17 protein-coding genes and 2 tRNA genes are annotated in these 24,100 nt (G+C 46.1%); 14 read left to right on the top strand and 5 right to left on the bottom strand.

All coding sequences use genetic code 11. The features are described from left to right. The first annotated feature begins 24 nt into the window (after nt 1–24). Entirely contained in the window at nt 25–1,806 is a 1,782-nt protein-coding gene (locus tag KUA48_RS10040; RefSeq protein ID WP_218431889.1) for a murein hydrolase activator EnvC, read from the top strand. A 202-nt stretch (nt 1,807–2,008) separates the two neighbouring features. On the opposite strand, the gene KUA48_RS10045 is transcribed toward KUA48_RS10040, so the two are convergent. Further along, nucleotides 2,009–2,233 carry a DUF4248 domain-containing protein gene (locus KUA48_RS10045; RefSeq protein WP_119238599.1) on the bottom strand — a complete coding sequence of 75 codons (225 nt, stop codon included), beginning with the start codon at nt 2,231–2,233 and terminating at the stop codon, nt 2,009–2,011. A 14-nt stretch (nt 2,234–2,247) separates the two neighbouring features. Next, nucleotides 2,248–3,369, bottom strand: coding sequence for a replication initiation protein (locus KUA48_RS10050; RefSeq protein ID WP_153072535.1), 1,122 nt, complete (start codon nt 3,367–3,369; stop codon nt 2,248–2,250). 1,118 nt (nt 3,370–4,487) lie between these two features. On the opposite strand from KUA48_RS10050, the gene KUA48_RS10055 reads away from it, so the two are divergent. After that, nucleotides 4,488–5,402 (top strand): Rpn family recombination-promoting nuclease/putative transposase, encoded by a 915-nt coding sequence (locus tag KUA48_RS10055; RefSeq protein WP_228273492.1) that lies wholly within the window; start codon nt 4,488–4,490, stop codon nt 5,400–5,402. A gap of 16 nt (nt 5,403–5,418) precedes the next feature. Here KUA48_RS10055 and KUA48_RS10060 read toward each other — a convergent pair whose 3' ends face one another. After that, nucleotides 5,419–6,483 (bottom strand): M20 family metallo-hydrolase, encoded by a 1,065-nt coding sequence (locus tag KUA48_RS10060; RefSeq protein WP_153072533.1) that lies wholly within the window; start codon nt 6,481–6,483, stop codon nt 5,419–5,421. 129 nt (nt 6,484–6,612) lie between these two features. Between KUA48_RS10060 and KUA48_RS10065 the strand changes: the two genes are divergently transcribed. The 6 genes from KUA48_RS10065 (at nt 6,613) to KUA48_RS10090 (ending at nt 13,255) form a co-directional block, all read left to right on the top strand. Continuing rightward, nucleotides 6,613–8,421: a long-chain fatty acid--CoA ligase gene (locus KUA48_RS10065; protein WP_218431887.1), complete on the top strand. Its 1,809-nt coding sequence runs from the start codon at nt 6,613–6,615 to the stop codon at nt 8,419–8,421. 32 nt (nt 8,422–8,453) lie between these two features. Then, on the top strand, nt 8,454–9,581 hold the full coding sequence (prfB, locus tag KUA48_RS10070; protein WP_022120221.1) for a peptide chain release factor 2: 1,128 nt from the start codon (nt 8,454–8,456) through the stop codon (nt 9,579–9,581). A gap of 21 nt (nt 9,582–9,602) precedes the next feature. Then, nucleotides 9,603–9,752: a hypothetical protein gene (locus KUA48_RS10075; RefSeq protein WP_194252742.1), complete on the top strand. Its 150-nt coding sequence runs from the start codon at nt 9,603–9,605 to the stop codon at nt 9,750–9,752. Nucleotides 9,753–9,756: 4 nt separating this feature from the next. Next, complete coding sequence (locus tag KUA48_RS10080) at nt 9,757–10,257, top strand: CYTH domain-containing protein (RefSeq protein WP_006847608.1); 501 nt, start codon at nt 9,757–9,759, stop codon at nt 10,255–10,257. A gap of 166 nt (nt 10,258–10,423) precedes the next feature. Beyond that, nucleotides 10,424–11,788: a sodium-dependent transporter gene (locus KUA48_RS10085; protein WP_022120223.1), complete on the top strand. Its 1,365-nt coding sequence runs from the start codon at nt 10,424–10,426 to the stop codon at nt 11,786–11,788. 111 nt (nt 11,789–11,899) lie between these two features. Beyond that, a complete protein-coding gene (locus KUA48_RS10090; protein ID WP_153072531.1) occupies nt 11,900–13,255 on the top strand; it encodes a sodium-dependent transporter in 1,356 nt (451 codons plus the stop codon). A 36-nt stretch (nt 13,256–13,291) separates the two neighbouring features. Here the strand turns inward: KUA48_RS10090 and KUA48_RS10095 are convergent, their stop codons facing one another. Both KUA48_RS10095 and KUA48_RS10100 read right to left on the bottom strand, forming a co-directional pair. Beyond that, nucleotides 13,292–14,224: a helix-hairpin-helix domain-containing protein gene (locus KUA48_RS10095; RefSeq protein WP_369503222.1), complete on the bottom strand. Its 933-nt coding sequence runs from the start codon at nt 14,222–14,224 to the stop codon at nt 13,292–13,294. Nucleotides 14,225–14,325: 101 nt separating this feature from the next. Then, nucleotides 14,326–14,401: transfer RNA gene (locus tag KUA48_RS10100), tRNA-Pro, on the bottom strand. Nucleotides 14,402–14,556: 155 nt separating this feature from the next. On the opposite strand from KUA48_RS10100, the gene KUA48_RS10105 reads away from it, so the two are divergent. The 6 genes from KUA48_RS10105 to KUA48_RS10130 all read left to right on the top strand — a co-directional run bounded on the left by KUA48_RS10105 (nt 14,557) and on the right by KUA48_RS10130 (nt 24,090). Then, a tRNA-Phe gene (locus KUA48_RS10105) sits at nt 14,557–14,629 on the top strand. Nucleotides 14,630–14,829: 200 nt separating this feature from the next. Continuing rightward, the gene (locus KUA48_RS10110; protein ID WP_218431883.1) at nt 14,830–15,186 is read left to right on the top strand and encodes a subtilase; all 357 of its coding nucleotides are present in this window, start codon (nt 14,830–14,832) and stop codon (nt 15,184–15,186) included. 18 nt (nt 15,187–15,204) lie between these two features. Beyond that, on the top strand, nt 15,205–17,547 hold the full coding sequence (locus KUA48_RS10115) for a pectate lyase (protein ID WP_218431881.1): 2,343 nt from the start codon (nt 15,205–15,207) through the stop codon (nt 17,545–17,547). Nucleotides 17,548–17,669: 122 nt separating this feature from the next. Then, nucleotides 17,670–19,238: a polysaccharide lyase family 1 protein gene (locus tag KUA48_RS10120; RefSeq protein ID WP_218431880.1), complete on the top strand. Its 1,569-nt coding sequence runs from the start codon at nt 17,670–17,672 to the stop codon at nt 19,236–19,238. A 205-nt stretch (nt 19,239–19,443) separates the two neighbouring features. Beyond that, on the top strand, nt 19,444–22,410 hold the full coding sequence (locus KUA48_RS10125; RefSeq protein WP_215651259.1) for a TonB-dependent receptor: 2,967 nt from the start codon (nt 19,444–19,446) through the stop codon (nt 22,408–22,410). 18 nt (nt 22,411–22,428) lie between these two features. Continuing rightward, nucleotides 22,429–24,090: a RagB/SusD family nutrient uptake outer membrane protein gene (locus tag KUA48_RS10130; protein WP_256624402.1), complete on the top strand. Its 1,662-nt coding sequence runs from the start codon at nt 22,429–22,431 to the stop codon at nt 24,088–24,090. Nucleotides 24,091–24,100: the final 10 nt, after the last annotated feature.

Here is a 24,100-nt window from a genome sequence, read left to right on the forward strand (position 1 = left end):
GAACATGGGTTTTTAATATAAGAAATGAAGCGAATCTTATTATTCATCATGGCAATCACCTTCTCGCTCGCACCTTTTGCGCAGAACCATACTGCCCAGAAGAAGCCGGTGAGGAAGACTGCCGTAACTGCGAAAAAGAAGGCTGCTACTCCTGCCAGAAAGAAGAACAGCAGAAGGCATGTGTCCAAAAAAACATCCAAATCAGCTGCGTCAACCAGAGCAGAACGCAAGGCGGCAACCTATAGTAATGCCTCTATCCGAGGTTTGCAGGGACAGCGCGCTTCTATCCGGAAGAAGATCAGAGAACAGGAGCAGGCTTTGCAGAGAAATAAGGCGGATGTGAAGAAACGTCTTGAAGACCTGATGGCGCTGAACGGAGAAATAGACCAGCGTCAGAAGAAGATTGACGGTATCCAGAAGGATATCCATCATATTGACGGCAATATCGGCATTCTGCAGGCACAGTTGAAAACGCTTCAGCAACAGTTGCAGGATCGCAAGAACAAGTATATCCGTTCCATGCGCTATATGAGCCGTCATCATACGGTTCAGGACAAGCTGATGTTCATCTTCAGTGCCAAGAATCTGACACAGATGTATCGCCGCCTTTCCTTCATCCGCCAGTATTCTTCCTATCAGAAGGTGCAGGGCGAGGCTGTAAAGGCTAAGCAGAAGCAGGTGAACGAGAAGCACCAGCAGTTGCAGCATGTAAAGGGACATAAGAACACCTTATTATATAAGGGTAAGCAGGAGAAGACGGCATTGGAAGGTAAGCAGACCCAGCAGCAGGAAATGGTGCAGGGACTGCAGAAACAGCAGAAGACCATTCAGGCTGTGATTGCCGACCAGCGTCAGAAAGATGCGGCAATCAATGCACAGATTGACCGTCTGATTGCTCGGGAAGTTGCCAAGGCGAGAGCCCGTGCTGCTGCCGAGGCTAAGCGAAAGGCTGCTGCCGCTGCTGCCGCCAAGAAGCGTGCCGAGGAACTGGCTCGCAAGAAAGCTGCTGCCGAGGCTGCTGCCAGGGAGAATGCCCGTCGTATAGCCGAAGCCAAGGCGCGTGAGGCTGCTGCCGAAGCTGCCCGCAGAAAGGCTGCCGAAGAAGCAAGACTGGCTGCCGAGGCTGCAAGAAAGGCTCAGGAGGAGGCTGCTGCCCAGGCTGAGGCTAAGGCGAAGGCAAAAGCGCAGGCTAGGGCGCGTGCTGCTGCCGAGGCTGCCAAGCGTGCCGCCGCCGAACAGGCTGCCCGTGAGGCTGCTGCCGAACAGGCTGCAAGAAAGGCGGAGGCTGAAAGACGGGCTGCCGAGTTGAAGGCGAAGATGGATGCGGAACGCAGTACCCGTGAGATTACCGCTGCCAGGAAGGAGGCACAGGAGGCTTCTACCTTGAGTTCGGTAGACCGCATGCTGAGCGGTGGATTCGAGGCTAACCGTGGCCGATTGCCGATGCCTATCAGCGGCAGTTACCGTGTGGTGAGTCATTTCGGTCAGTATCATGTAGAAGGTTTGAAGGGTGTAACGCTCGACAATAAGGGTATCAATATCCAGGGCAAGCCGGGTTGTGTGGCTCGCAGCATCTACGATGGTGAGGTGAGTGCCGTCTTCGGTTATGGTGGCATGTGGAACGTGCTGGTCCGTCATGGTGCCTACATCTCTGTTTACTGTAATCTGAAATCGGTCAGCGTTCATAAAGGTCAGAAGGTAAGTACCCGTCAGGCTTTGGGTAGTGTTGGCTCTGATAACATCCTCCAGTTCCAGCTTCGCAAGGAGACTGCCAAACTCAATCCGGAGGCTTGGCTGAGCAGATAATGTATGAATGAGCCGATAATGTATGAATGAGCCGATAATGTATGAATAGTTGCCCCACACGCCCTGAAAGGGCAGAAGCTCCTAGCCCAGGGCAGCGCCCTGGGCTAGGAGCTTTTGCCCTTTACCTTTCCCTTCGGCCGGTGACCGTTGGTTCAGGGCATCTTGCTGCCATTATCTGGACTTATGACACACCCTTTTTTCTTTATGCCCCCGGCTCGCCCAGGTATTCGAAGATGGTGAATACCTGGCGGGGAGGGAAATACTGGCTATGCTCCTGGTAGCCTAAGCGCTGCAGCTCGTTCCAGAGGGGCTCACAACGCTTAATCCATCCCATGATATGACGGCGCGCTGTTGCCCCGTCGGTTGTGTCGGGAAAGTAGAGCAGACCCAGCTCGGTCTTGCTGTACATACGTTGGGGATAATTCATAAGCTTTATATTTTTTACAATCCTTCTACACCATGATCCTTAAAGAAACCTATCATCGCTGTGGTCATATAGCCACCCATGTTCATCTTCTTGTTCGAACGCCTGCAGTTGGCTATGTAATAATCCTTTCGCATGAAGAAGTCCTCCAGGTCGCCAATCATATCTAACCTGAGATAGCCGCTCAGCTGGTCAGCCTTCTTCTCGCTCACATCATAATTGTATTGCAGCCGGAGTTTCAGTTTGCTCCGCTGTCCTCTCAGTTCGCTGCTCACTTCTGCACCCTCCGCAGTTTCGCCAGAAGTGCGACGGTCGTGCAGGGTAAAGGTGATGTGTTCGGGCAGGTGATGCTTCTCTTTTTTACCCTCCTCCAGAAAGAAAGGCTTATAGGTAAGATACTGGTCGATGATGTGGTTCTGGTAAAGGCGCTTGAGGTCTTTGCAGGCAAAAGTCAGACATTTGTTGTCCAGTGCCGACCAGGTCTTGTAGTAATCTTCCCTGCCATGCATCAGTTGCTGGATATGCGCCGTTTTGCAGATGGTGAATCCCTTTGCACCCCAGCAATTCATGATGATATATAACTTGATGCTCGATGCGCTGCGGCATTGGTTGATGGCATTGAGGTCGATACGGCTGACTCCCTTGTCGAAACTGTAGAAAAACCGTATCACGTTGTTGTCGAAGCGGAATTTTACCATCCAGTTCTTGTGCCGGTCTTGGTATATCTCACTCTTAAACAGGCATGCAAATTTCCGGTATAATGTCTGTTTTTCCAGCTTAAACGGCAGCAGGATGGGCTGGGATTCTATACGCTTGATGGCATCGCGCAATTGCGGATAATGATGAGCACCATAAGGAAACTCCGACAGTTTCATGATGACATCGGTGTGGTCTGCAGCTCTCTGTTCTGCGGTGAAGCCATTAAAAGTCTGTGAAGTTACCTGATAAGGGATAACATAGCCCAAGATGGCTTTCTGGGCATGCTTGATAATCTGCAGAACGATTTTGAGTTCTAGCACAGAATAGTTCTGGTAAGACAATCCCTGTACGCCAAGGATGGCTATCAGTTGTTTCTCTTGTTGGTTTGTCTGAGGGAAGGCCTGCTGCCCGCCCGGATGCTGTTGATTAAATTGTTCCATTGTAGGTTTCTTTTAAAATTGTTAATGGCCTACCGATTGGGGCAAGTCTTGTTGTTGTTTATTGAAAACCGGCATGGAATTGGAGTAAGGAAAACATAACAAGATAAAAATTCTCAATCCGTGATGGAAGGAGTTTCAGCCTTTTCTCTTGCTGTCAAACTTATGTCCTTACTCTGCATCCATGCCGATAAATTTTCATCAAATTTATCAGGCATAGAATGCCCTGTAAGGATTACAGTTTGATCACTCACCTTTTGGGGCTGAATCCTACTCAATGAGCTATGTTCTAATCCTTAACCGAAAGCATTTCCCGGTGTCCTTCATCGGGAGGAGAATCGCATTCTCCGCGCTTTCATGTTGCAAAAGTAATATTTATTTCAGACTTATGCAAATTTTTGAAGAGAAAAAATGCATTTTAAAAGCTGATTTGTTGAAAAAAAAATCTTTTTCCTCCCGTATTACGTATAGTGTAAAAGATGTAAATGTATATATATAATATACTTGGTATAGTATAGGGAAGAAAAAACTGTACCTAACTGTCTGATATTCAGTAATATATATTTAAGATTCTCCCTGGTAGTCATTCGGGCATATCAGAAAACTCATGATTGTCTCTGATGGTACCTGTTATTGTCCCTGATGGTACCCTCAGAAAGGCTAATTCTCCCTGGTAGTCATTGAGCACTCAAATGAGGTAAACAAACGATGTACTTCCGTTTACCAACTGATGTGGCTGAACTGGGTTAAGGATATGGCTGCGTTGGGTTAAGGATTCGACTGAACTGGGTTACGCAGACGGCTGTACTCGCTGATTGAGCCACTTGAGTAGTCTGATTGAGCCACTTGAATAAGCTGACTGAACCACTTGAATAATCTGCAGCATACGCTTGCGTGCAAAAGTATGCATTCAAGTTTCGCAAGTAAGCTCCTAGCCCAGGGCGTGTGGGTAATTTCAACCGTACAGGTCGAAAAGTTTTAGAAAAAGTTATCAGATAGTATTGGGGATAGCAAAATCTTTACTTTTTTACCTTTTTACTTTTTTACCTTTAAAAATCCTAGAAAACTCTTGCAGATATGAAAATAAAACCGTAACTTTGCGCTATAGAATTTTAAAACAGATGGTTATGAAGTACTTAGATCCTAAGGCAGACCTTACGTTCAAGAAGATATTCGGCAATCATCCTAAAAGACTGATCAGCCTTCTGAACGCCCTCCTGCCACTCAGCGACGAGGAGCAGATACGCAAAATCAAGTATCTGCCTACAGAACTTGTGCCTCAGCTCGAAGGGGGCAAGAACACCATAGTGGATGTACTCTGCACCGATGTCAGAGGCAGGAAGTTCTGCGTGGAAATGCAGATGGAATGGTCCGACGCTTTCCAGCAGCGCGTACTGTTCAATGCATCCAAACTCTATGTGAGTCAGGCAAAAAAGGGAGGAAAATACAGCGAACTGCAACCAGTGTATTCTCTCAACCTGATAAATGATATCTTTGCGCATGATACTCCAGATTTCATCCACAACTACCGCATCGTGCACGATAAGGACAGCAATAAGATCATCGAAGGCTTGCATTTTACCTTCATTGAACTCCCTAAGTTCACTCCACATTCCATTGCCGATAAGCGCATGATGGTCTTGTGGCTCCGTTTCCTGACAGAAATAAATTCCAATACGAAGGATATTCCTGCCGACCTGCTCAATGACCCAGAGATTGGAAAAGCCGTAGAAGATCTTGAAGTTTCCGGTTTTACTGATGCCGAACTCAGAGCCTATGATAAATTCTGGGATTCGGTAAGTGTTGAAAGAACCCTTCTGGATGACAGATACCAGAAAGGAATGGAAGAAGGTATGGAAAAAGGCATGGAGAAAGGCATGGAGAAAGGTAGAGCTGAAGGCATAGAAGAAGGCATGAACCAGCGAAGCCTTGAAATTGCCAGGAAGATGCTGGCAAAGGGTATGGATGAAGCGTCTATCATGGATATGACGGGGCTGACGGCAGAGGAGATAAAGCTGCTGAAAGTGGAGATGTAGATTACGAATGTCTCTTTCAGATGCTGGCTCCATCCAAGAGTTTCCGGTATTTAGCTACAGCATCCGAAATCTCGCTTATTTTGATAAATTCATCGGCTGAATGGGAGCGGGAGGATTCGCCCGGACCCAGTTTGAACGAAGGGAAGTGCATCAGAGCCTGGTCGCTGAGGGTAGGACTGCCGAATGGCTTCATGCCCATGGCTACACATTTCCTGATAAGAGGATGCGCCGGGTCGATGCGGGATGACTTCAGACGGAAACTGTGCGCCTTCACCTCGCTCTTCAGGTGCTGGCAGATAAACTTGTAAACCTCCTCGTTGTCATAGAACTCGTTGGTGCGGATATCCACAAGCATCGTACACTTATCCGGAATCACATTGTGCTGGGTTCCGGCATTCACTACGGTAAGCGTCATCTTGGTAGGTCCCAGGAACTCGCTTACCTTCTCAAACTTATAGTCACGAATCCATCGCATATCATCCAATGCCTCGTAGATAGCGTTTACTCCCTCGTTGCGGGCAGCATGACCGCTCTTTCCGTGAGCAATCACATCCAGCACCATCAGTCCCTTTTCGGCAACAGCCGGGTTCATGCCGGTAGGTTCACCTACGATGGCAAGGTCGATATGCGGAAGCAAAGGCAGGGCACGGGTAATGCCATCCTTTCCCGAAACCTCTTCTTCGGCAGATGCCAGATAGATGAGATTATACTGCTGAGGCTTTGCGGTCAGCATTCTGAATATCTGGAGGAGCGAACAGAGTCCACCGCCGCAATCGTTGCTGCCCAAGCCGTAAAGTACACCCTCTTCTATATCCGGTGAAAACGGGTTGCGTGTCCATGAAGCCACAGGCTTCACGGTATCGATGTGAGCGTTGAGCAGCAGGGTAGGTCGGCTCTCATCGTAATGAGGGTCGATAATCCAGATGTTGTTCGCCTCACGATGAGGTTCGAAACCATATTTGCGGATGGTCTGCTCCATGATGTCGGCAGCATCCTTCTCGTTTCTGCTTACAGATGGGGTGGCGATAAGCTTTTTCAGCAAATCCACGGCATCGCTTACATATTCTTCTTGTGTCATCATAATCTCCCTATTCTTTGATTTTTTTGCAAAGATACGAAAAAAAGAGCAGATAAAGTGGAAAAAATATCTTTTTATTTTGTGTTCTTAACAAATTCTATTATCTTTGCATCAGAATATAAATATAAGCTTATGCAGATTAATAGTCATCTTTCGGTACTGGTACATGATCTCGCCAAGAAATGGGGAGAGAAAACTGCTTTAACTTTCAGAAAGTTTGGCAGCGACCAGTGGCAATCGGTTTCATTCAGCCTCTTTTCCTTAAGAGTGAAACAAGTGAGCAATGCCCTCCTGAATCTTGGGGCTAAACCTCTTGACAAAATCGCTGTCTTCTCGCAGAACTGTGTGCATTATCTGTACACCGACTTCGGTGCGTACGGTATCAGAGTAACCTCTGTGCCTTTCTATGCCAACAGCAGCGAGCAGCAGATTCAATATATGATTAATGATGCGCAGATTCGCTTCCTCTTTGTTGGCGAACAGGAGCAGTATGACAAGGCTCACCGTATCTTTGCCCTCTGTCCTTCTCTGGAGCGTATCATCATCTTCGATTCAAGCGTGCGCATCAGTACACATGACCCTGCTGCCCTCTATTTCAAGGACTTCCTGAAGTTGGGTGAGAATCTTCCTCGTCAGACGGAGGTAGAGGAACTCTACAAGCAGGCAAGTATGGATGACTTGGCTAATATCCTCTATACCAGTGGAACAACCGGAGATAGCAAGGGCGTGATGCTTACCTATAGCCAGTATTATGCTGCTTTGAAGGCAAACAATGAGTGCATTCCTGTTACCGAAAAGGACCGTGTCATTGATTTCCTTCCATTCACCCATATCTTTGAGCGTGGATGGGCATATCTCTGCTTGAGCGAAGGTGCCGAACTCATCATCAATACTTATCCTCATGAAATTCAGGAGAGTATGAGAGAGATGCATCCTACCTGTATGTGTAGTGTGCCACGTTTCTGGGAGAAGGTGTATATCGCCGTAAAGGCAAAGATGGATGATGCAGGTCCTCTTCAGAAGAAACTCTTCTACCATGCCTTGGCAGTAGGAAAGAAGCGGAATATAGAATATCTGGCAAACTGCAAGCGCCCTCCTCTGACATTGGAGTTGGAATATAAGGTTATCAACAAGACCATTTTGAGCATGGTTCGCAAGCAGTTGGGCTTGGATAAACCTAATATCTTCCCTACAGCGGGTGCTTATGTAAGTCCGGAAGTAGAGGCATTTGTACATGCCATCGGTATCAATATGGTGGTGGGTTATGGTTTGACCGAGAGTCTTGCCACCGTATCTTGCGATCATTCTGACAAGAAACGCAGTCTGGGTTCTGTGGGGCGCCCTATCTCTTGCATTCAGGTAAAGATAGGTGAGGATAATGAGGTGCTCCTCAAGGGTCCTACCATCACTCCGGGATATTATCATCGTGATACCACCAATGCGAAGGCATTCGACAAGGATGGATTCTTCCATACCGGTGATGCCGGCTACATGAAGGATGGCGAGCTTTATCTCACCGAGCGTATCAAGGACCTGTTCAAGACATCGAATGGTAAGTATATCGCTCCGCAGCAGGTAGAATCGTTGCTCCTGGTAGATAAGTTTATCGATCAGGTGGCTGTGATTGCCGACCAGCGCAAGTTCGTATCAGCCCTCGTCGTTCCAGAGTTCCGTCTCGTGGAGGACTGGGCACGTGAGCATCATATCGCCTTCACTTGCCGTGAAGATTTGTGTGCTAACGAAAAGGTGCAGAAGATGCTGATGGACCGTATCCAGATTCTCCAGCAGCATCTGGCTTATTATGAGCAGATTAAGCGCATTACCCTCCTGGCTCACCACTTCTCTATGGAGTCGGGTGAGTTGACCAATACCTTGAAGATTCGCCGCCCTATCATCAACAAGAACTACAAGGCGGAGATTGACAAGATGTATGAGGAGTAATCATAAAGTTTAAAGTTAAAAGTTAAGAGTTAATGATTACAGCTGACCAGTTGAAGGATGTGATGGACAGAGCTGACGCTCTGCATCACTATCTCAATATAGACCAGAAGAAAGTAGAATTCGAAGAGGAGCAGCTCCGCACCCAGGCTCCTGACTTTTGGGAAGACCCGAAGTATGCTCAGGAGCAGATGAAGAAGGTAAAAGGCATACAGAAATGGCTCGACGGTTATAAGACTGTACGTCTTTATGCCGATGAACTGCAGCTTGCCTTCGATTTCTATAAAGACGAAATGGTGACAGAGGAAGAGGTGGATGCCGATTATGCCAAGGCGATAAAAGCCATAGAAGACCTGGAGTTGAAGAACATGCTTCGCCAGAAGGAAGACCCGATGGACTGCGTGCTCAAGATTAATTCCGGTGCCGGTGGTACAGAAAGCCAGGACTGGGCACAGATGCTGATGCGTATGTATATGCGCTGGGCTGAGGCTCATGGCTACAAGGTAACCATCACCGATATGCAGGAAGGTGATGAGGCTGGTATCAAGAGCGTGACCATGACCATCGAGGGCGGCGAGTACGCTTATGGCTATCTGAAGAGCGAGAACGGTGTGCACCGACTGGTGCGTGTTTCTCCTTTCAATGCCCAGGGCAAGCGAATGACCAGTTTCGCCAGTGTCTTCGTAACTCCACTGGTAGATGATACCATCGAGGTATATGTTGATCCAGCCAAGCTCTCCTGGGATACCTTCCGTTCGAGTGGTGCCGGTGGTCAGAATGTGAATAAGGTTGAATCCGGTGTCCGTCTGCGTTATTGGTATACCGACCCTGATACCGGCGAGGAAGAAGAAATCCTCATCGAGAACACCGAGACCCGTGACCAGCCAAAGAACCGTGCCAAAGCCCTGTTGCTCTTGAAGAGCCAACTCTACGACCGCGCCATGAAGAAGCGTCTGGAGGCTAAGGCTAAGATTGAGGCTGGTAAGAAGAAGATAGAGTGGGGAAGCCAGATTAGAAGTTATGTCTTCGACGACCGTCGTGTGAAAGACCACCGTACCAACTATCAGACATCGGATGTAGATGGCGTGATGGACGGCAAGATAGATGATTTCATCAAGGCATACCTGATGGAGTTCCCTACGAATGATGACGAACAACAATAATCATCTAAAAAACATACGACTATGAGTGGAAATAAAGACTTAAGAAGAGCCAAACATGAGGCTTATCAGAAGAAACAGGCTGCAAAAGGCGAGAAAGTAATCAAGTGGATATTCGGTGGCTTGATAGCCCTCGGTATTCTTTTTCTCATCTATGCAGCATCATTAGCATAAGACTATGAGTGGATTAGAAATAGAAAGAAAATTCCTCGTTAAGAAGGGCGACGCTTACAAAAGCGCCGCCTTTTCTTCTAGTCATATCCAGCAGGGATATATTCCTGCCGAGGGGGCTACGGTGCGGGTTCGCACACGGGATGAGAAGGCTTACCTTACTATTAAGGGTAAGTCGGTAAATGGCGGCATGACCCGCTATGAGTTTGAAAAGGAGATAACGATGGACGAGGCGCAGCATCTTCTGCAGCTTTGTCAGGGTGGCGTCATCGATAAGCGTCGCTATCTTGTGAAAAGTGGCAGTCATACCTTCGAGGTAGATGAGTTCTATGGCGATAACGAAGGTCTGGTCATGGCAGAGGTGGAGTTGGCTAGCGAGACCGAAGCCTATGAGAAACCTGATTTCATCGGCATGGAGGTAACAGGCGACAAGCGATTCTACAATTCGCATCTCTTGGGCAATCCTTTCTCGAAGTGGCGTGATACCTTGCCGGCTGAATATCGTTAGAAAATGTATCGAAAAGGTCATTTCTGCGTCCTAAAACGGATTAAATTGCATAAATATTACTAAAATTGTGTTTTTACTTTCAAATAATTCATATATTTCAGAATTATTTTATAATTTTGCACGAAGAAAAATTAAAAAATAAGAAATTAGTAATAGAAAGATAGAAATGACTGATTCAAATAGAGGAAGTTTTGGTAGCAAGATTGGATTGATTCTTGCTACAGCAGGTGGCGCCGTAGGTTTGGGTAACGTATGGCGCTTCCCTTATATGGCTGGTCAGGAAGGTGGCGCAGCCTTTATTCTGGTATACATCGGAAGTGTGCTCCTGTTGGGCATTCCATGTATGATTTCTGAGTTTATCATCGGCCGTCATGGTGCCTCTAATACCGCACGTGCCTATACCAAACTCTCTAATGGTACTGCTTGGAAGTGGGTAGGCTATCTTGAAGTGCTTACCGGTTTCCTGATTACGGGCTATTATGCGGTGGTTTCGGGCTGGTGTCTGCAGTATGTCTATGCCAGCATCATGGGCGAACTGCATGGTGACCCAACCTTTGTGGCGAATTACTTCAAGGAGTTTTCTTCTGATCCTGTGCGTCCGGTTATGTGGACGGTAGCGATATTCCTGATTTGTCATTTCGTGATTATTCATGGTGTGCGCGGCGGTATAGAGAGGGCTTCTAAGGTGATGATGCCTCTCCTGTTCATCCTGCTTTTGATCATTGTGGTAGCAGCTTGTCTGTTGCCGGATGCAGGTAAGGGCGTGGAGTTCCTGTTGAAGCCTGATTTCGGAAAGGTAGACAGAAACGTGTTCCTGAATGCCTTGGGTCAGTCGTTCTATTCTATGAGTATCGGTATGGGCTGTATCTGTACCTATGCCTCTTACTTCAGCCGTCAGACCAATCTCTTTAAGAGTGCTTTGCAGATTTCCATCATCGATTTGCTGGTAGCAGTACTGGCTGGTCTGATGATATTCCCTGCAGCCTTCTCAGTAGGAGTATCACCGGATAGTGGTCCTTCGCTCATCTTTATCACTTTGCCGAATGTCTTTAATCAGGCGTTTGCATCGTTACCTGTACTGGGTTGGATTATCTCGCTGCTCTTCTACGTGTTGCTGTCGGTAGCAGCCTTGACCTCGCTGATGTCACTTCATGAGGTGAATACCTCTTTCTTCTACGAGGAGTTGAAGATAGACCGCAAGAAGGGTGCTACCATCGTTACGGTTTCCTGTGCCATCATCGGAGCCTTCTGTTCGCTCTCTTTGGGTGCAACAGATAAGCTTTCGTTCTTCGGAAAGGCGCTGTTCGATTGGTTCGACTTCGTTACGGGTCAGATATTCCTACCTCTGGCAGGATTCCTTACCTGCCTGTTCCTGGGCTGGTATGTACCTAAGCAGATCGTACAGGATGAGTTTACTAACTGGGGAACCTTGAAGGGCCGTCTCTTCGGTATTTATCTTTTCCTGATTAAGTTCGTTTGTCCTGTCCTCATCTTCCTGGTATTCCTGAACCAGTTTGGGGTCTTCGGATAAAGTATTTGTAATCGGATAGATAATATAATCAGATATAACTATATATAATAAGGTGTAGCATCTCCCGTTTCGTCGGAAAACAACAAACACTACACATTAAAGATTTAGATAATGGAAACAAGAGGAAATTTTGGTAGTAAGTTGGGCGTTATTCTTGCCACAGCCGGCTCGGCAGTCGGTTTGGGTAATGTGTGGCGTTTCCCTTATATGGCAGGTCAGAATGGTGGTGCCGCCTTCATTCTCATCTATTTGGTATGTATCATCCTACTCGGATTGCCTGGCATGATGAGCGAATTCATCATCGGCCGTCATTCTGCATCCAATGCAGCCCGTGCTTATACCAATCTGGGTAAGCATAAGGCTTGGGGTGCTTTGGGCTTGATGGGTATCATCACCTCTATGATTATCCTGGGTTTCTATGCCGTAGTGGCTGGCTGGTGCCTGCAGTATCTCTATGCCAGTATCATGGGCGGTGTTCATGGCGATGCAGAGTATGTGAAGACCTATTTCCAGACCTTTTCAGCCGATCCTATCCGTCCTACCTTATGGGCAGTAGGTTTTATCCTGCTTACCCACATGGTGGTAGTACGCGGTGTGCGCAATGGTATAGAGAAAGCATCCAAGATACTGATGCCTATGCTCTTCTTCCTGTTGATTGTGATTGTGATAGCTTCCTGCTCTCTGCCGGGAGCGATGAAGGGAGTGGAGTTCCTGCTGAAGCCGGATTTCTCTAAGGTAGATGAAAACGTGTTGCTCGAAGCGCTGGGACAGGCGTTCTTCTCTTTGAGCATGGGTACGGCTTGTCTGTGTACTTATGCCTCTTACTTCAACAGACAGACCAATCTCTTGAAGTCTGCTACTCAGATTGTGACCATTGATACGGTAATCGCCGTATTGGCAGGTTTGATGATCTTCCCTGCAGCTTTCTCGGTAGGTGTGCAGCCAGACAGCGGTCCTTCGCTCATCTTCATTACCTTGCCAAATGTATTCCAGGAGGCTTTCGGTAACATGCCGGTTGTCGGTTATGTGATTTCGGTGTTGTTCTATGCTTTGCTTGTATTGGCAGCCCTGACTTCTACCATCTCGATGCACGAGATAGGTACCGCCTTTATTTATGAGGAGGGTAAGATAAGCCGTGCCAAGGGAGCCTGGTTCGAGACCGTCGTTTGCTGCATCATAGCTGTATTCTGTTCGCTCTCTCAGGGTGCCGTACCTGATTTGGGCTTCTTCGGCAAGGATTTCTTGAGCAATTGTGACAACTTTACTGCCCAGCTGCTCATGCCGTTGGGAGCGTTCATCACCTGTCTGTTCCTGGGATGGTATGTGCCAAAGAAGATTGTGCGTGATGAGTTTACCAACTGGGGAACCTTGAAGGGAACTCTCTTCCCTGTTTTCCTGTTCACTATCCGTTTTATCTGTCCAATCTGTATTTTCCTTATCTTCCTGCACCAGTTTGGTGTCATTTAGCAAAACCGGCAAACTTGCAGACAGGCTATCTTGCTCCTAGTAGGCAAGATACGGCTTGATTCTTTCTATTTCGGCAGGTGGAAAGTCTTTGAGTAGACGCAGCTCTTCAGCACTTTTCAGCGGACCATGGGTTCTGCGGTAGTTTACGATTTCCTTTGCCTGGTAAAAGTTCAGGTAAGGATGTTTGCGCAATTCGGTTAAACTGAGCTGGTTGACATTCATTTTTCTGATATGTTTTGCATCAATATTCATATAGTGGAGGGCTGTCTCGGGCACGCCTTCCACTTCTTGTATCTGGCTCATGGAAACAAAACCGCCTAACCGCTCTCTGTAACGGATGATGCTTCTGGCATAGTAAGAGCCTATGCCGGGAATTTTCTGCAGTTCGGTCGTATCAGCAGAATTGATGTTGATATACTGACCTTCTTTCAGTTTTCGTGGATAACTGTATTGGATAGTGTCTTTCTTCCTTTCTTCTCTAGTTCTTATAGCCGTCTCTTGATAGCCGTAGTTGTATCTTTCTCTTGGGTAAAAGTTGGCAGCCGGCTGGTAGTCTTTACCAATTCTGATAAAGGGCAGCAGTTTTTCGAATTGCTTCTTGGTTAGTCCGTAAACCCGTGCAAAGTCTCTAGGTGTCCTGAAGATACCTCCTTTATTTCGATATTTGATGATGCTTCTGGCTTGCCATGATTCCAGTCCCAGCCGTTGGAAATCAGATTGGCTTGCCGTATTGGGGTCAAAGGCGAATACTTCGCTCGACTGAAGTCCGTCTTCATAATAGCCTGGCTGTTGCCGCGTGGCATGCCTGATGATACTATCGTTATGGGCTTGTTGTTTTTCTGATGGCATGGTTTCTTTAGAACCTACAATGAAAATCATTGTGGTACTGACAACGAGCAGGGTCAGGATTACGAGTACTGCTCGCCGTTCATGGTAATTGATATAAAAAAAATCCTTTATAAACTTCATAGGCTTACGGATTTTTAAGTTCTTGTGATACCGAAATTTCGCCGACCATTTTGGCCACGACCAAGGCAAATCCCCTGTGTATAGGCACATTAGACGGCTTTTGGTCGGGATTACTGGACTCGAACCAGCGACCTCATCGTCCCGAACGACGTGCGCTACCAACTGCGCTAAATCCCGATTTCTGCTGCAAAGGTACATTAAATAATGGATAATACCAACAAAAATAGACTTTTTTATCTTTTTTTGAAAGAAATTTCCCGAAAAATTTGCAGGAACCAGAAAAAAGTATTACCTTTGCACCCGCAAATGATAAATCGCGATTTGTGAAAGTTGGTGCCATAGCTCAGTTGGTAGAGCAAAGGACTGAAAATCCTTGTGTCCCCGGTTCGATTCCTGGTGGTACCACTTCTTTATGAGACTGAATCTTCGTAACAGGATTCAGTCTTTTTTTATGCCCTTTTTTATAATACTCCATTTTACACTTATGAAAACGTTTGCGTAAGAAAAATGCGCCAGGATGTTTTATAATAGCTATTTTTTCACTACTTTTGCATTGTAAAAATCAACAACAAACCAAAAAATTAATCTAACAAACATTCATTAAAATGAAAAAAGCTTATTTATTATTGTTGGCTGGAATGTTGTCTACGGCAGTATTTGCCGGCAGCAAACAGACGGTTAAGATTGATGGTCAGGTCATAGAAAAGACTGTCTCAGAGATTACCTTCGATGGCGACAATGTCGTTCTTCAGTATTCAGATAATACATCTGATCAGGCAGATATGTTGCTCGTAACCCTTTCTTTCACTTATCAAACTACCGGCATCAGCCAGGTAGAAGGCATTAAGCAGGCATTGCAAGGTAAGGTTTATAACCTTCAGGGCCAGTGTGTAGGTTCTTCCCTCCAGGGTTTATCTAAGGGTGTTTATATTATTAATGGTAAGAAAGTAATCATCAAATAAAATAAGGAGGATTGAACAATGAAGAAAATGGTATTTACTTTGGCTCTCCTCCTGATGAGCTTGAGTGCAGCTTTGGCACAGACAGGGACATTTAAGATTACCCATGCCGTGGCTCGTAACAGCAAGGTGAACCAGATGTATGTTACCACCAAGTCGGGTGATGTGAAGTATTATAATACTGCAGATTTGACAAGTGTGAAGTTCGAAGGTGATAAGGCAATCATCGCACCTAAATCAGGTTCAGAGAATGATGAGTATGATGCTTCTGTTCAGAAAATCAGTTTCGCAAAGAAAGTAGAGCAGGGCGAAAGTGGTGATATTGAAAATCCTGCAGGTGTGATTCAGATTACTGAGGCAAAGGGCTGGCAGGAGTCTGCTTACCTGAAGTGGGCTCCATTCGAGGGCGCTTCTTCTTATAATGTATATGTAGATGACAAGAAGATTGATGCTCAGCTGGTTCGTCAGTATGCTTCTTACTATCGTGCTGATGTTCTCGGTTTGAAGGCTGGTACTTATTCTGTAAAGGTTGTTCCTGTAAATGCTGAAGGTACAGAGATTACTGGTGCCAATACAGCTTCTAACTTGGTAGTAAAGAGTTTCAACCGTGAGGGCTTTGCTCATTTCAAGTATGATGGTGTAGGTGCTTATAATAATGATGGTACTTTGAAGGCTGGTGCTAAGGTTCTGTATATTACAGCCAAGACCGCTAAGACAGTTTCTACAACCGTCAATACAGGTAAGTCAGAGACTATTACTGGTCTTCAGTCTATTATTGATGCTTATTCTAAAGGTAAGGATAAAACTCCTATCGCATTCCGTATCATTGGTAAGGTTAGTCTTTCTGATTTGGATCACATTTCAAGTTCTGCAGAGGGATTGCAGGTTAAGGGAGCTACTATGAATATGACATTCGAAGGTGTAGGTGATGATGCTACCGTATATGGCTTCGGCTTCTTGCTTAGAGAGGCAGTGAGTGTAGAGTTCCGTAACTTTGCTATCATGCGTTGCCTGGATGATGCTATGTCTCTTGATACCAAAAACTCTAATGTGTGGATTCACAACATGGATCTCTTCTATGGTAAAAAGGGTAGTGCTGCCGACCAGGCTAAGGGTGACGGTACGGTAGATATCAAGGGCGATTCTAAGTATGTTACTGTAGCTTACAACCGCTTCTGGGATAATGGTAAGGCTTCTATGTGTGGTATGAAGAGTGAAACTGGTGAAAACTGGATTACTTATCATCACAACTGGTTCGACCATTCAGACTCTCGTATGGCTCGCGTTCGTACCATGAGTGTTCACATGTACAACAACTACTATCAGCATAATGATGTTTATGGTATTGGTGCAACAAAGGGTTCAAGTGTATTCATGGAGTCTAATTACTTTGATGCTGTTAAGCGTCCTATCATGAGCTCTAAGCAAGGAACTGATGCTATGGGTGATGGTACTTTCTCTGGTGAGGATGGTGGTCTGATTAAAGCGTACGGCAATGTATTTGCCAACAAGCCTGATAACTTCAGCTATATCACATACGCAAACAATAATACAAGTTTTGATGCTTACGAGGTTTCTGCCCCAAGTGAGCAGGTTCCTTCAAGCGTAAAGACTTTGGTAGGTGGTACTTCTTACAACAATTTCGATACCAACTCAAGCCTCATGTATGCATACGCTGCAGATAAGGCAGAAGATGTTCCTGCTATTGTAGAAGGCTTCTATGGCGCAGGTCGTTTGAATCATGGTGATATTGATTTCGTTATTCCTGATGAGACAGTCGTAACAAACGGTCACCAGCAGCCATTGCCTGCTTTGGCAAGCATTCTTGATGCTTATACTTCTGGTGTTGTTAAAGTGTTCGGTGAGAGCAATGCAACTGGCGAAGGTGGTTCTACAGAAGGTGGCGAAACAGGTGGTTCTGGCGAAGGTTCTGGTTCTGGTGAAGGTGGTAGCACAGGCGGCTCTACTGGTGGTACAGAAGGTGGTAGCACAGTAACTCCTATTGAGGGTACTGTAACATGCAGCTTTACTGTGAACGGAAAAGAGGCTGTTCCTTCTAATAGTGCATTTCTTTTGACAGGTTCAGCTAAGAGTGTAAAAGCAGAAGAAACTGTTATCGAAGGTACTACTTATTCTGCAAGTCTTAAGATGGAGTCTAATACTGAAGTTTCTTTCACCACATCTCAGAAGATGACTCTGTATGTATATTATGGTACTTCTGGTACAAAAACTAATGTAAAGGTAGATGGCGTAAAGCAGACAGGAGCTCCTACAACAGTTGTGCTTGAGGCAGGTGCTCATAAGATTACAAAGGGTGATACAACTACAATCGCTCTCATCAAACTTGTACCTGTAACAGAATAATAAACATGTTTTTCCCAATGAGGGAAGGAAATATAACGTGAAACAAACTAAGGGCTGTCTTTTCATGATGAGGACAGCCCTTTTTTCTCAAAGAAATAAATTAAATAACAACTAATCCTATAATGAAACAAATAAACTCTACTTTTTCAGCACAGCTTAAGGCTGTTTGTCGTAAAACTCTCTTGGCTTCTGCTTTCTTCTGTGGATTCTCTATGATGGCAAATGCACAGACCCAGGATGGTCGTGACTTCTCTATAGATGGCTTTGCTGCCTATGAAGGCGTTCCTGGTACTAACTGGTTTCGTGCCGGAGGAACTACCGGCGGTGCCGGTGGCAAGGTGGTGAAGGCTGATAACTTCTCTCAGTTGCAGGCTTATCTCCAGGCAACAGATCCATATATCGTTATCGTTGACCATGATATTACTACAGGTATCAAGTGTTATGTGGATGATTTGAGTACCGGTCGTTTGCTTGACGACCAGAGTGGTAAGTCTGGCGTGGAGTCTGTCTATGGCGAGCGCATTATGGTTGCTCCTAATAAGACTTTGATTGGCGTGGTGAACCCAACAACAGGTGAGGCACCTCTCTTTTCTCATATCACCTTCGTGATGCAGTCGGTTGATAACATCATTATCCGTAACTGCCGTTTCACCATGAAGGGCGTTCCTGTGCTCAGAACAGGTGAGAATAAGATTGTGGCTTGGCGTAATGGAGCACAGGTAGAAGTAGGCGACCCTGACTGCATCGGAATCCAGGCAGATAAGGTAAGTGCCAAGACCAATTGGGGTGGACATATCTGGATAGACCATTGTGAATTCTTCAATGGTGGTGCAGCCAATAAAGACCGCTATGATGGTTTGCTCGACTGCAAGAATAATGTGCAGTGGATGACATTCAGCTATAATTATTTCCACGATCATGACAAGAGCTGTTTGTGGGGTAAGGGTGATTCAGATGTTTATGATAACTGCCGTACCATCTCTTTCCATCATAATTTCTTTGATCAGATCGAAGGCTCCCGTCTTCCTCTCCAGCGTGGTGGTCATGTACATTATTATAATAACTATATGCGTGGTTGCGAGGATGGCTGGGATATCCGTACAGGAGCTGTGGCATATGAAGAAGGTTGCTATTTCGAAGATACGAAGTCGCCTATCCGCTCAGATAGAGGTGGTAGCTTGAATATCTCTAAGGCTGAAGGCTATGATTGTATCTACAAGGGCTGTAACAACTTGATGGAAGGTTATACCAATATTGATGGCGCTAAGATTAGCAAGTCTCTTCCTGTAACCAAGACAGATTGGGTTCCTACTCAAACCACATCCTCTTACACCCAGCATTATCTCGACAAGACAGTGGATGTTCCTACCATCTGTGAAAAGTATTCTGGTGCAGGTAAGGTAGAAATCTGGAAGGCTTATACTTCTTCACTTCCTACGGTAGATATGTCTGAACTCGATCATGCCATCAAGAACTACAGCACAGCTAAGACCTACGATGCAGAAGGAAAAGTATTGACAAGTGCTACAACCGGTATTTCCCATACCGACATGTTAGCAGAAACCGGCTCCTCTCGCATAGAGTATTATGATTTGGCAGGTTCCCGTCTTTCTGCTCCTCAGAAAGGTATCAATATCGTCAAGAAGGTGAACCATGATGGACATGTAAGCGTGAAGAAGGTAATTTTCTAACGGGAAAGTTTTTACCGGCGAGATATCAGGTAAGAATCTGATAAAGATTCCTGCTTTTTAAATGACAAAACGGACAAAAGCTAGATAAAGATTTGCTTTTGTCCGTTTTTTCTTTATTTTTGTCTGAAATCTGTCTGCTGTTTTTTTCTCTTTTCCCTACTTTTGCAACCGAAAACAATTTTAAACGCAACCTAAAAGTAAAACAATGAACGCAATCCAGAATTTAGCAAAGAGAAGTTTGCTTCTCGTGGCATTGTTCGTCATCGGATGTCTGCAACTCATGGCGCAGACAAGAACCATCAAAGGTGAGGTGACTGATGCGCAGAATGGTGAGGCTCTGATTGGCGCCACTGTCATAGTGGAAGGCGAAAAGGGCGGTACAGTTACTGATTTTGACGGTAACTTCAGTCTTCAGGTATCTTCTTCAGCCAAGAAGATCAAGGTATCTTATATCGGTTATATTGATAAGGTACTTTCTATCTCAGACAATATGAAGGTGAAACTCGAATCTGACAGCAAGGCGCTGGCTGATGTCGTGGTCATCGGATATGGTACGGCAAGAAAGAGTGACCTGACAGGTTCCGTAGCTACCGTGAAATCGAAGGACTTTAATAAAGGTCTCGTTTCTTCTCCAGAACAGTTGATCAACGGTAAGGTTTCGGGTGTACAGATTATGTCCAACAGTGGTTCTGCCTCTGCCGGCAGTACCATCCGTGTGCGTGGTGGTGCATCTCTTAATGCCAGTAACGACCCTCTTATCGTGCTCGATGGTGTGCCATTGGAGCAGGGTGGTATTTCGGGTAACAGCAGCAACTTCCTCAGCATGATCAACCCTTCTGATATCGAGAGCATGACTGTATTGAAGGATGCTTCTTCTACAGCCATCTATGGTTCCCGTGCATCTAACGGTGTCATTATCATTACCACCAAGAAGGGACAGCAGGGTGCTGTAAAGGTGAACTTCAATACCACCAACAGTTTGCAGACCCGTGCGCAGATGGTAGATATGCTGAGTCGTGATGAATTTGTGAATGTCATCAACCAGTACGGTACAGATAACCAAAAGTCATTGCTCGGTACAGCCAATACCGATTGGAACGATGAGGTTTACCGCACAGCCTTCGGTACAGATAATAACCTCAGCGTGAGCGGCAGCATCGACAAGTGGTTGCCATTCCGAGTGTCTGTAGGCTATTACAACCAGAGCGGTCTGGTTCGCAAGGACAATGTAGAGCGCTGGACAGGTAACGTTGTATTGACTCCTAGCTTCTTCCAGGATCACCTGAAGTTGACCATCAACGCCAAGGGAACGCTTAATAACAACTCATTCAATAATGGTGGCGCTGTATGGGCAGCTGCCACATTCAACCCAACCATCCCGGTTTATTCCGGCAACGACAAATATGGTGGCTATAATGAGGCACTCGATGCTGATGGCTATCCAGTGAATGCCGGTGTAAGAAACCCTCGCGGTCTGGTTGATCTGTATGATTCAAAGAGTAAGGTAAGCCGCTTCATCGGTTCTATGGATGTAGATTACAAGGTTCACTTCCTGCCAGACCTCAAGCTCCATGCTACCGTGGGTGCTGACTATGCCAAGGGCGACGGAACCGTTTATGTTCCTGCCTACGCAGCACAGAGCTACAACAAGGATGAGTCTTTGGGCGGTAGCGATTACAAGTATGGTCCTCAGAAGAACGAGAACCGCTTGCTTACCCTCTATGCCAACTATGCAAAGTATTTCGAAGATATCAAGAGTAATGTAGATCTGACAGCCGGTTACGACTACCAGTATTGGAAGAGTACTACACCTCTTTATTATACCAAAAGTGCGGCAGGCACAAACCTGTCAACCGTAAAGGCTTCAGATTACCGTCATGTAATGTTGTCATATTACGGACGTATCAACTATTCATTCGATGGAAAGTATCTCCTGACGGCTACCGTTCGTCGAGACGCATCTTCCCGTTTCTCTAAGGATACCCGTTGGGGTACTTTCCCATCTGTTGCTTTGGGCTGGACTTTGACAGAAGAGCCTTGGTTGAAGAACCAGAAGGTACTTTCTAACTTGAAACTCCGTGCCAGCTATGGTGTTACCGGTCAGCAGGAAGGTATCGGCAACTACAACTATCTGCCGGTTTATACCTACAGCGTGACAGGTGCCGAAGCATTCATCAACGGACAGTATATCAATACTTACCGTCCTGAGGCATACGTATCAGACTTGAAGTGGGAGACTACAACCTCCTGGAACTTCGGTCTCGATTTCGGATTCCTGGATGGCCGTATCGGTGGTGCCATCGATTTCTATACCCGTAAGACCAAGGACCTGTTGGCATCAGTACCAACAGCAGCAGGTACCAACTTCTCAAAGACTATCCTTACCAACGTAGGTAATGTGGACAGCAAGGGTATTGAGGTTTCTCTGAATGCAACCCCTATCCAGACCAAGGACTGGGAGTGGAACCTGAGCTATAACTTTACCTGGCAGAACATGAAGGTGAAGAACCTTTCATTGATAAAGGGTGGAAGCCAGACCAACGTGAAGGTAGGTCCATCTATCGATGCTTACCAGTTCCAGGTACTCTCTGAGGGATATGAGCCATACATGTTCTATGTGTATCATCAGCTCTACGACTCAAAGACAGGCAAGCCTATCGAGGGTGCTTATGCCGATTTGAACAATGATGGCGAAATCAATGAGTCAGATCTCTACCGCTATCATTCTCCAGCCCCTAAGTACATCATGGGCTTGAGTACATCTTTGAGATACAAGCAGCTGACACTCGGTATGAGTTTCCGTGCCAACATCGACAACTATGTATACAACGGCATGGGTATGAGTACAGGTGCTTTTGAGACAGTAAGCTACAACAACTCACAACTCAACAACCTCAATACCAGCTTCCTGAAGACAGGTTTCAAGACCCGTCAGTATCTCTCTGATTACTACGTAGAGAATGCTTCGTTCCTGAAACTCGACAACCTGAGTTTGAGTTACAATGTAGGCAAGATCAACAAGTGGGCTTCGCTCACCGTATCTGCGATGGTACAGAATGTATTCACCATCACCGGTTACTCAGGTACAGATCCTGAGGTGCCAAACGGAATGGACAACTCATTCTATCCACGTCCTCGCACTTACTCAGTAAGCCTCGGACTTCAGTTCTAACAATCAAAACAGATAACAATGAAACTTAAGAATATATTATATAGTATGATGATGGGAACAGCGGTGCTGACAGGCACTACCAGCTGTGTTTCCGATCTTGACCAATATCCTCATACAGAGACAACCTCTAAGGATGTTTATACCTCGCTTGCCAATTATGAGGCTGTGCTGGGTAAGATTTACGCTGCCATGGTGACTAGCGGTCAGGGCAAGGGCGGCGATAATAAGGATATGGAATCCGTATTGAACGGCGGCAGTGGCTTCGACTACATGCGTATGTTTATCAATATGCAGGAGTGTGGTACCGATGAATTTGCCTCTACCTGGCTGACAGGTGAGCAGACTACGGGTCTTACTTATCTCTCCTGGGATGCTAACGATGCCTGGGTATCAGATATGTATTATCGTATCTACTACAACATCGCCCTCTGCAACGAGTTCCTCCGCAATGCCAATAATGCCAATTTCTCAGGTGCTGATGCTGAGAAGATGAAGGAGTATAAGGCTGAAGTCCGTTTTATGCGCGCTCTGTTCTATTACCATGCCCTCGATTTCTATCGCAACATTCCGATGGTGACAGAGAACGACCCTGTGGGCAGCTACATTCCTCCTCGTTATACTCCTCAGCAGACATTTGATTATATTGAGAGCGAGTTGAAGGATTGTGTAGGTGATATGCTTCCAGCATCCACCTGTCCTTACGGTCAGGCTTCTCAGGGTGCTGCCTATACCTTGCTTGCCAAGCTTTATCTGAACAGCGAGGTTTATACCGGCGTTGCCAAGTATGCCGAGTGCAAGGAGGCTTGTGAGAAGGTGATGGATATGGGCTACTCTTTGGAGTCTGATTACAGCAAGCTCTTCAATGCTGATAATGATAAGCGTACCAACGAAATTATCTTCGCCTTGCCGGTAAGTGCTGAGCATACTGTAAGCTGGGGTTCTTCTACCTATCTGGTTTGTGGACAGGTAAGTATGTCGAATGCCAACCAGAATGTAGCCGATTATGGTGTAACTGCCGGCTGGAGTGAATTCCGTCTTCGTCCTGAGTTCGTGGATAAGTTTACCCAGACCGATATTGATGGCAATGGTGACAAGCGTTGCAAGTTCTTTACCAATGGTCAGAGCAAGGATGTAACCAGCATGACCGATGAAACCGCTGGCTATCTTTCTGAGAAATGGAGTAACCTGAAGGATGATGGAACCACTGCATCCAATACAGGAGATGCAGGTGTGGATACCGATTTCCCTCTCTTCCGTTTGGCTGATGTCTATCTGATGTATGCCGAGTGCGTGGTTCGTCTGCATAATGACTGGGATAACTGGGCTGGTGGTAGTGATGCTGCAGATCCTGACGTGATTGCTTCCCGCAAGCAGGGTGCTATCTATTGGATCAACCAGCTTCGTGAGCGCTCTCATGCTTCTGATGTATGGGCAAGCAACTTTGCCAACGATGATGAGTTCCTCCAGTTCATCCTCGATGAGCGTGCCCGTGAACTCTATCATGAAGGTTATCGCCGTACTGACCTGATTCGCTATGGTCAGTTTACTACTAATAAGTACATCTGGCAGTGGAAGGGTGGTGTCCACGATGGACAGGCAGTGGATAGCAAGTACAACATCTATCCAATTCCTAACACCGAGCTTACCGCAAATCCAAATCTTCATAACGACAACTATTAATAGGATAAAA

The organism is Segatella copri (genome assembly GCF_019249795.2).
GTDB lineage: Bacteria > Bacteroidota > Bacteroidia > Bacteroidales > Bacteroidaceae > Prevotella > Prevotella copri_B.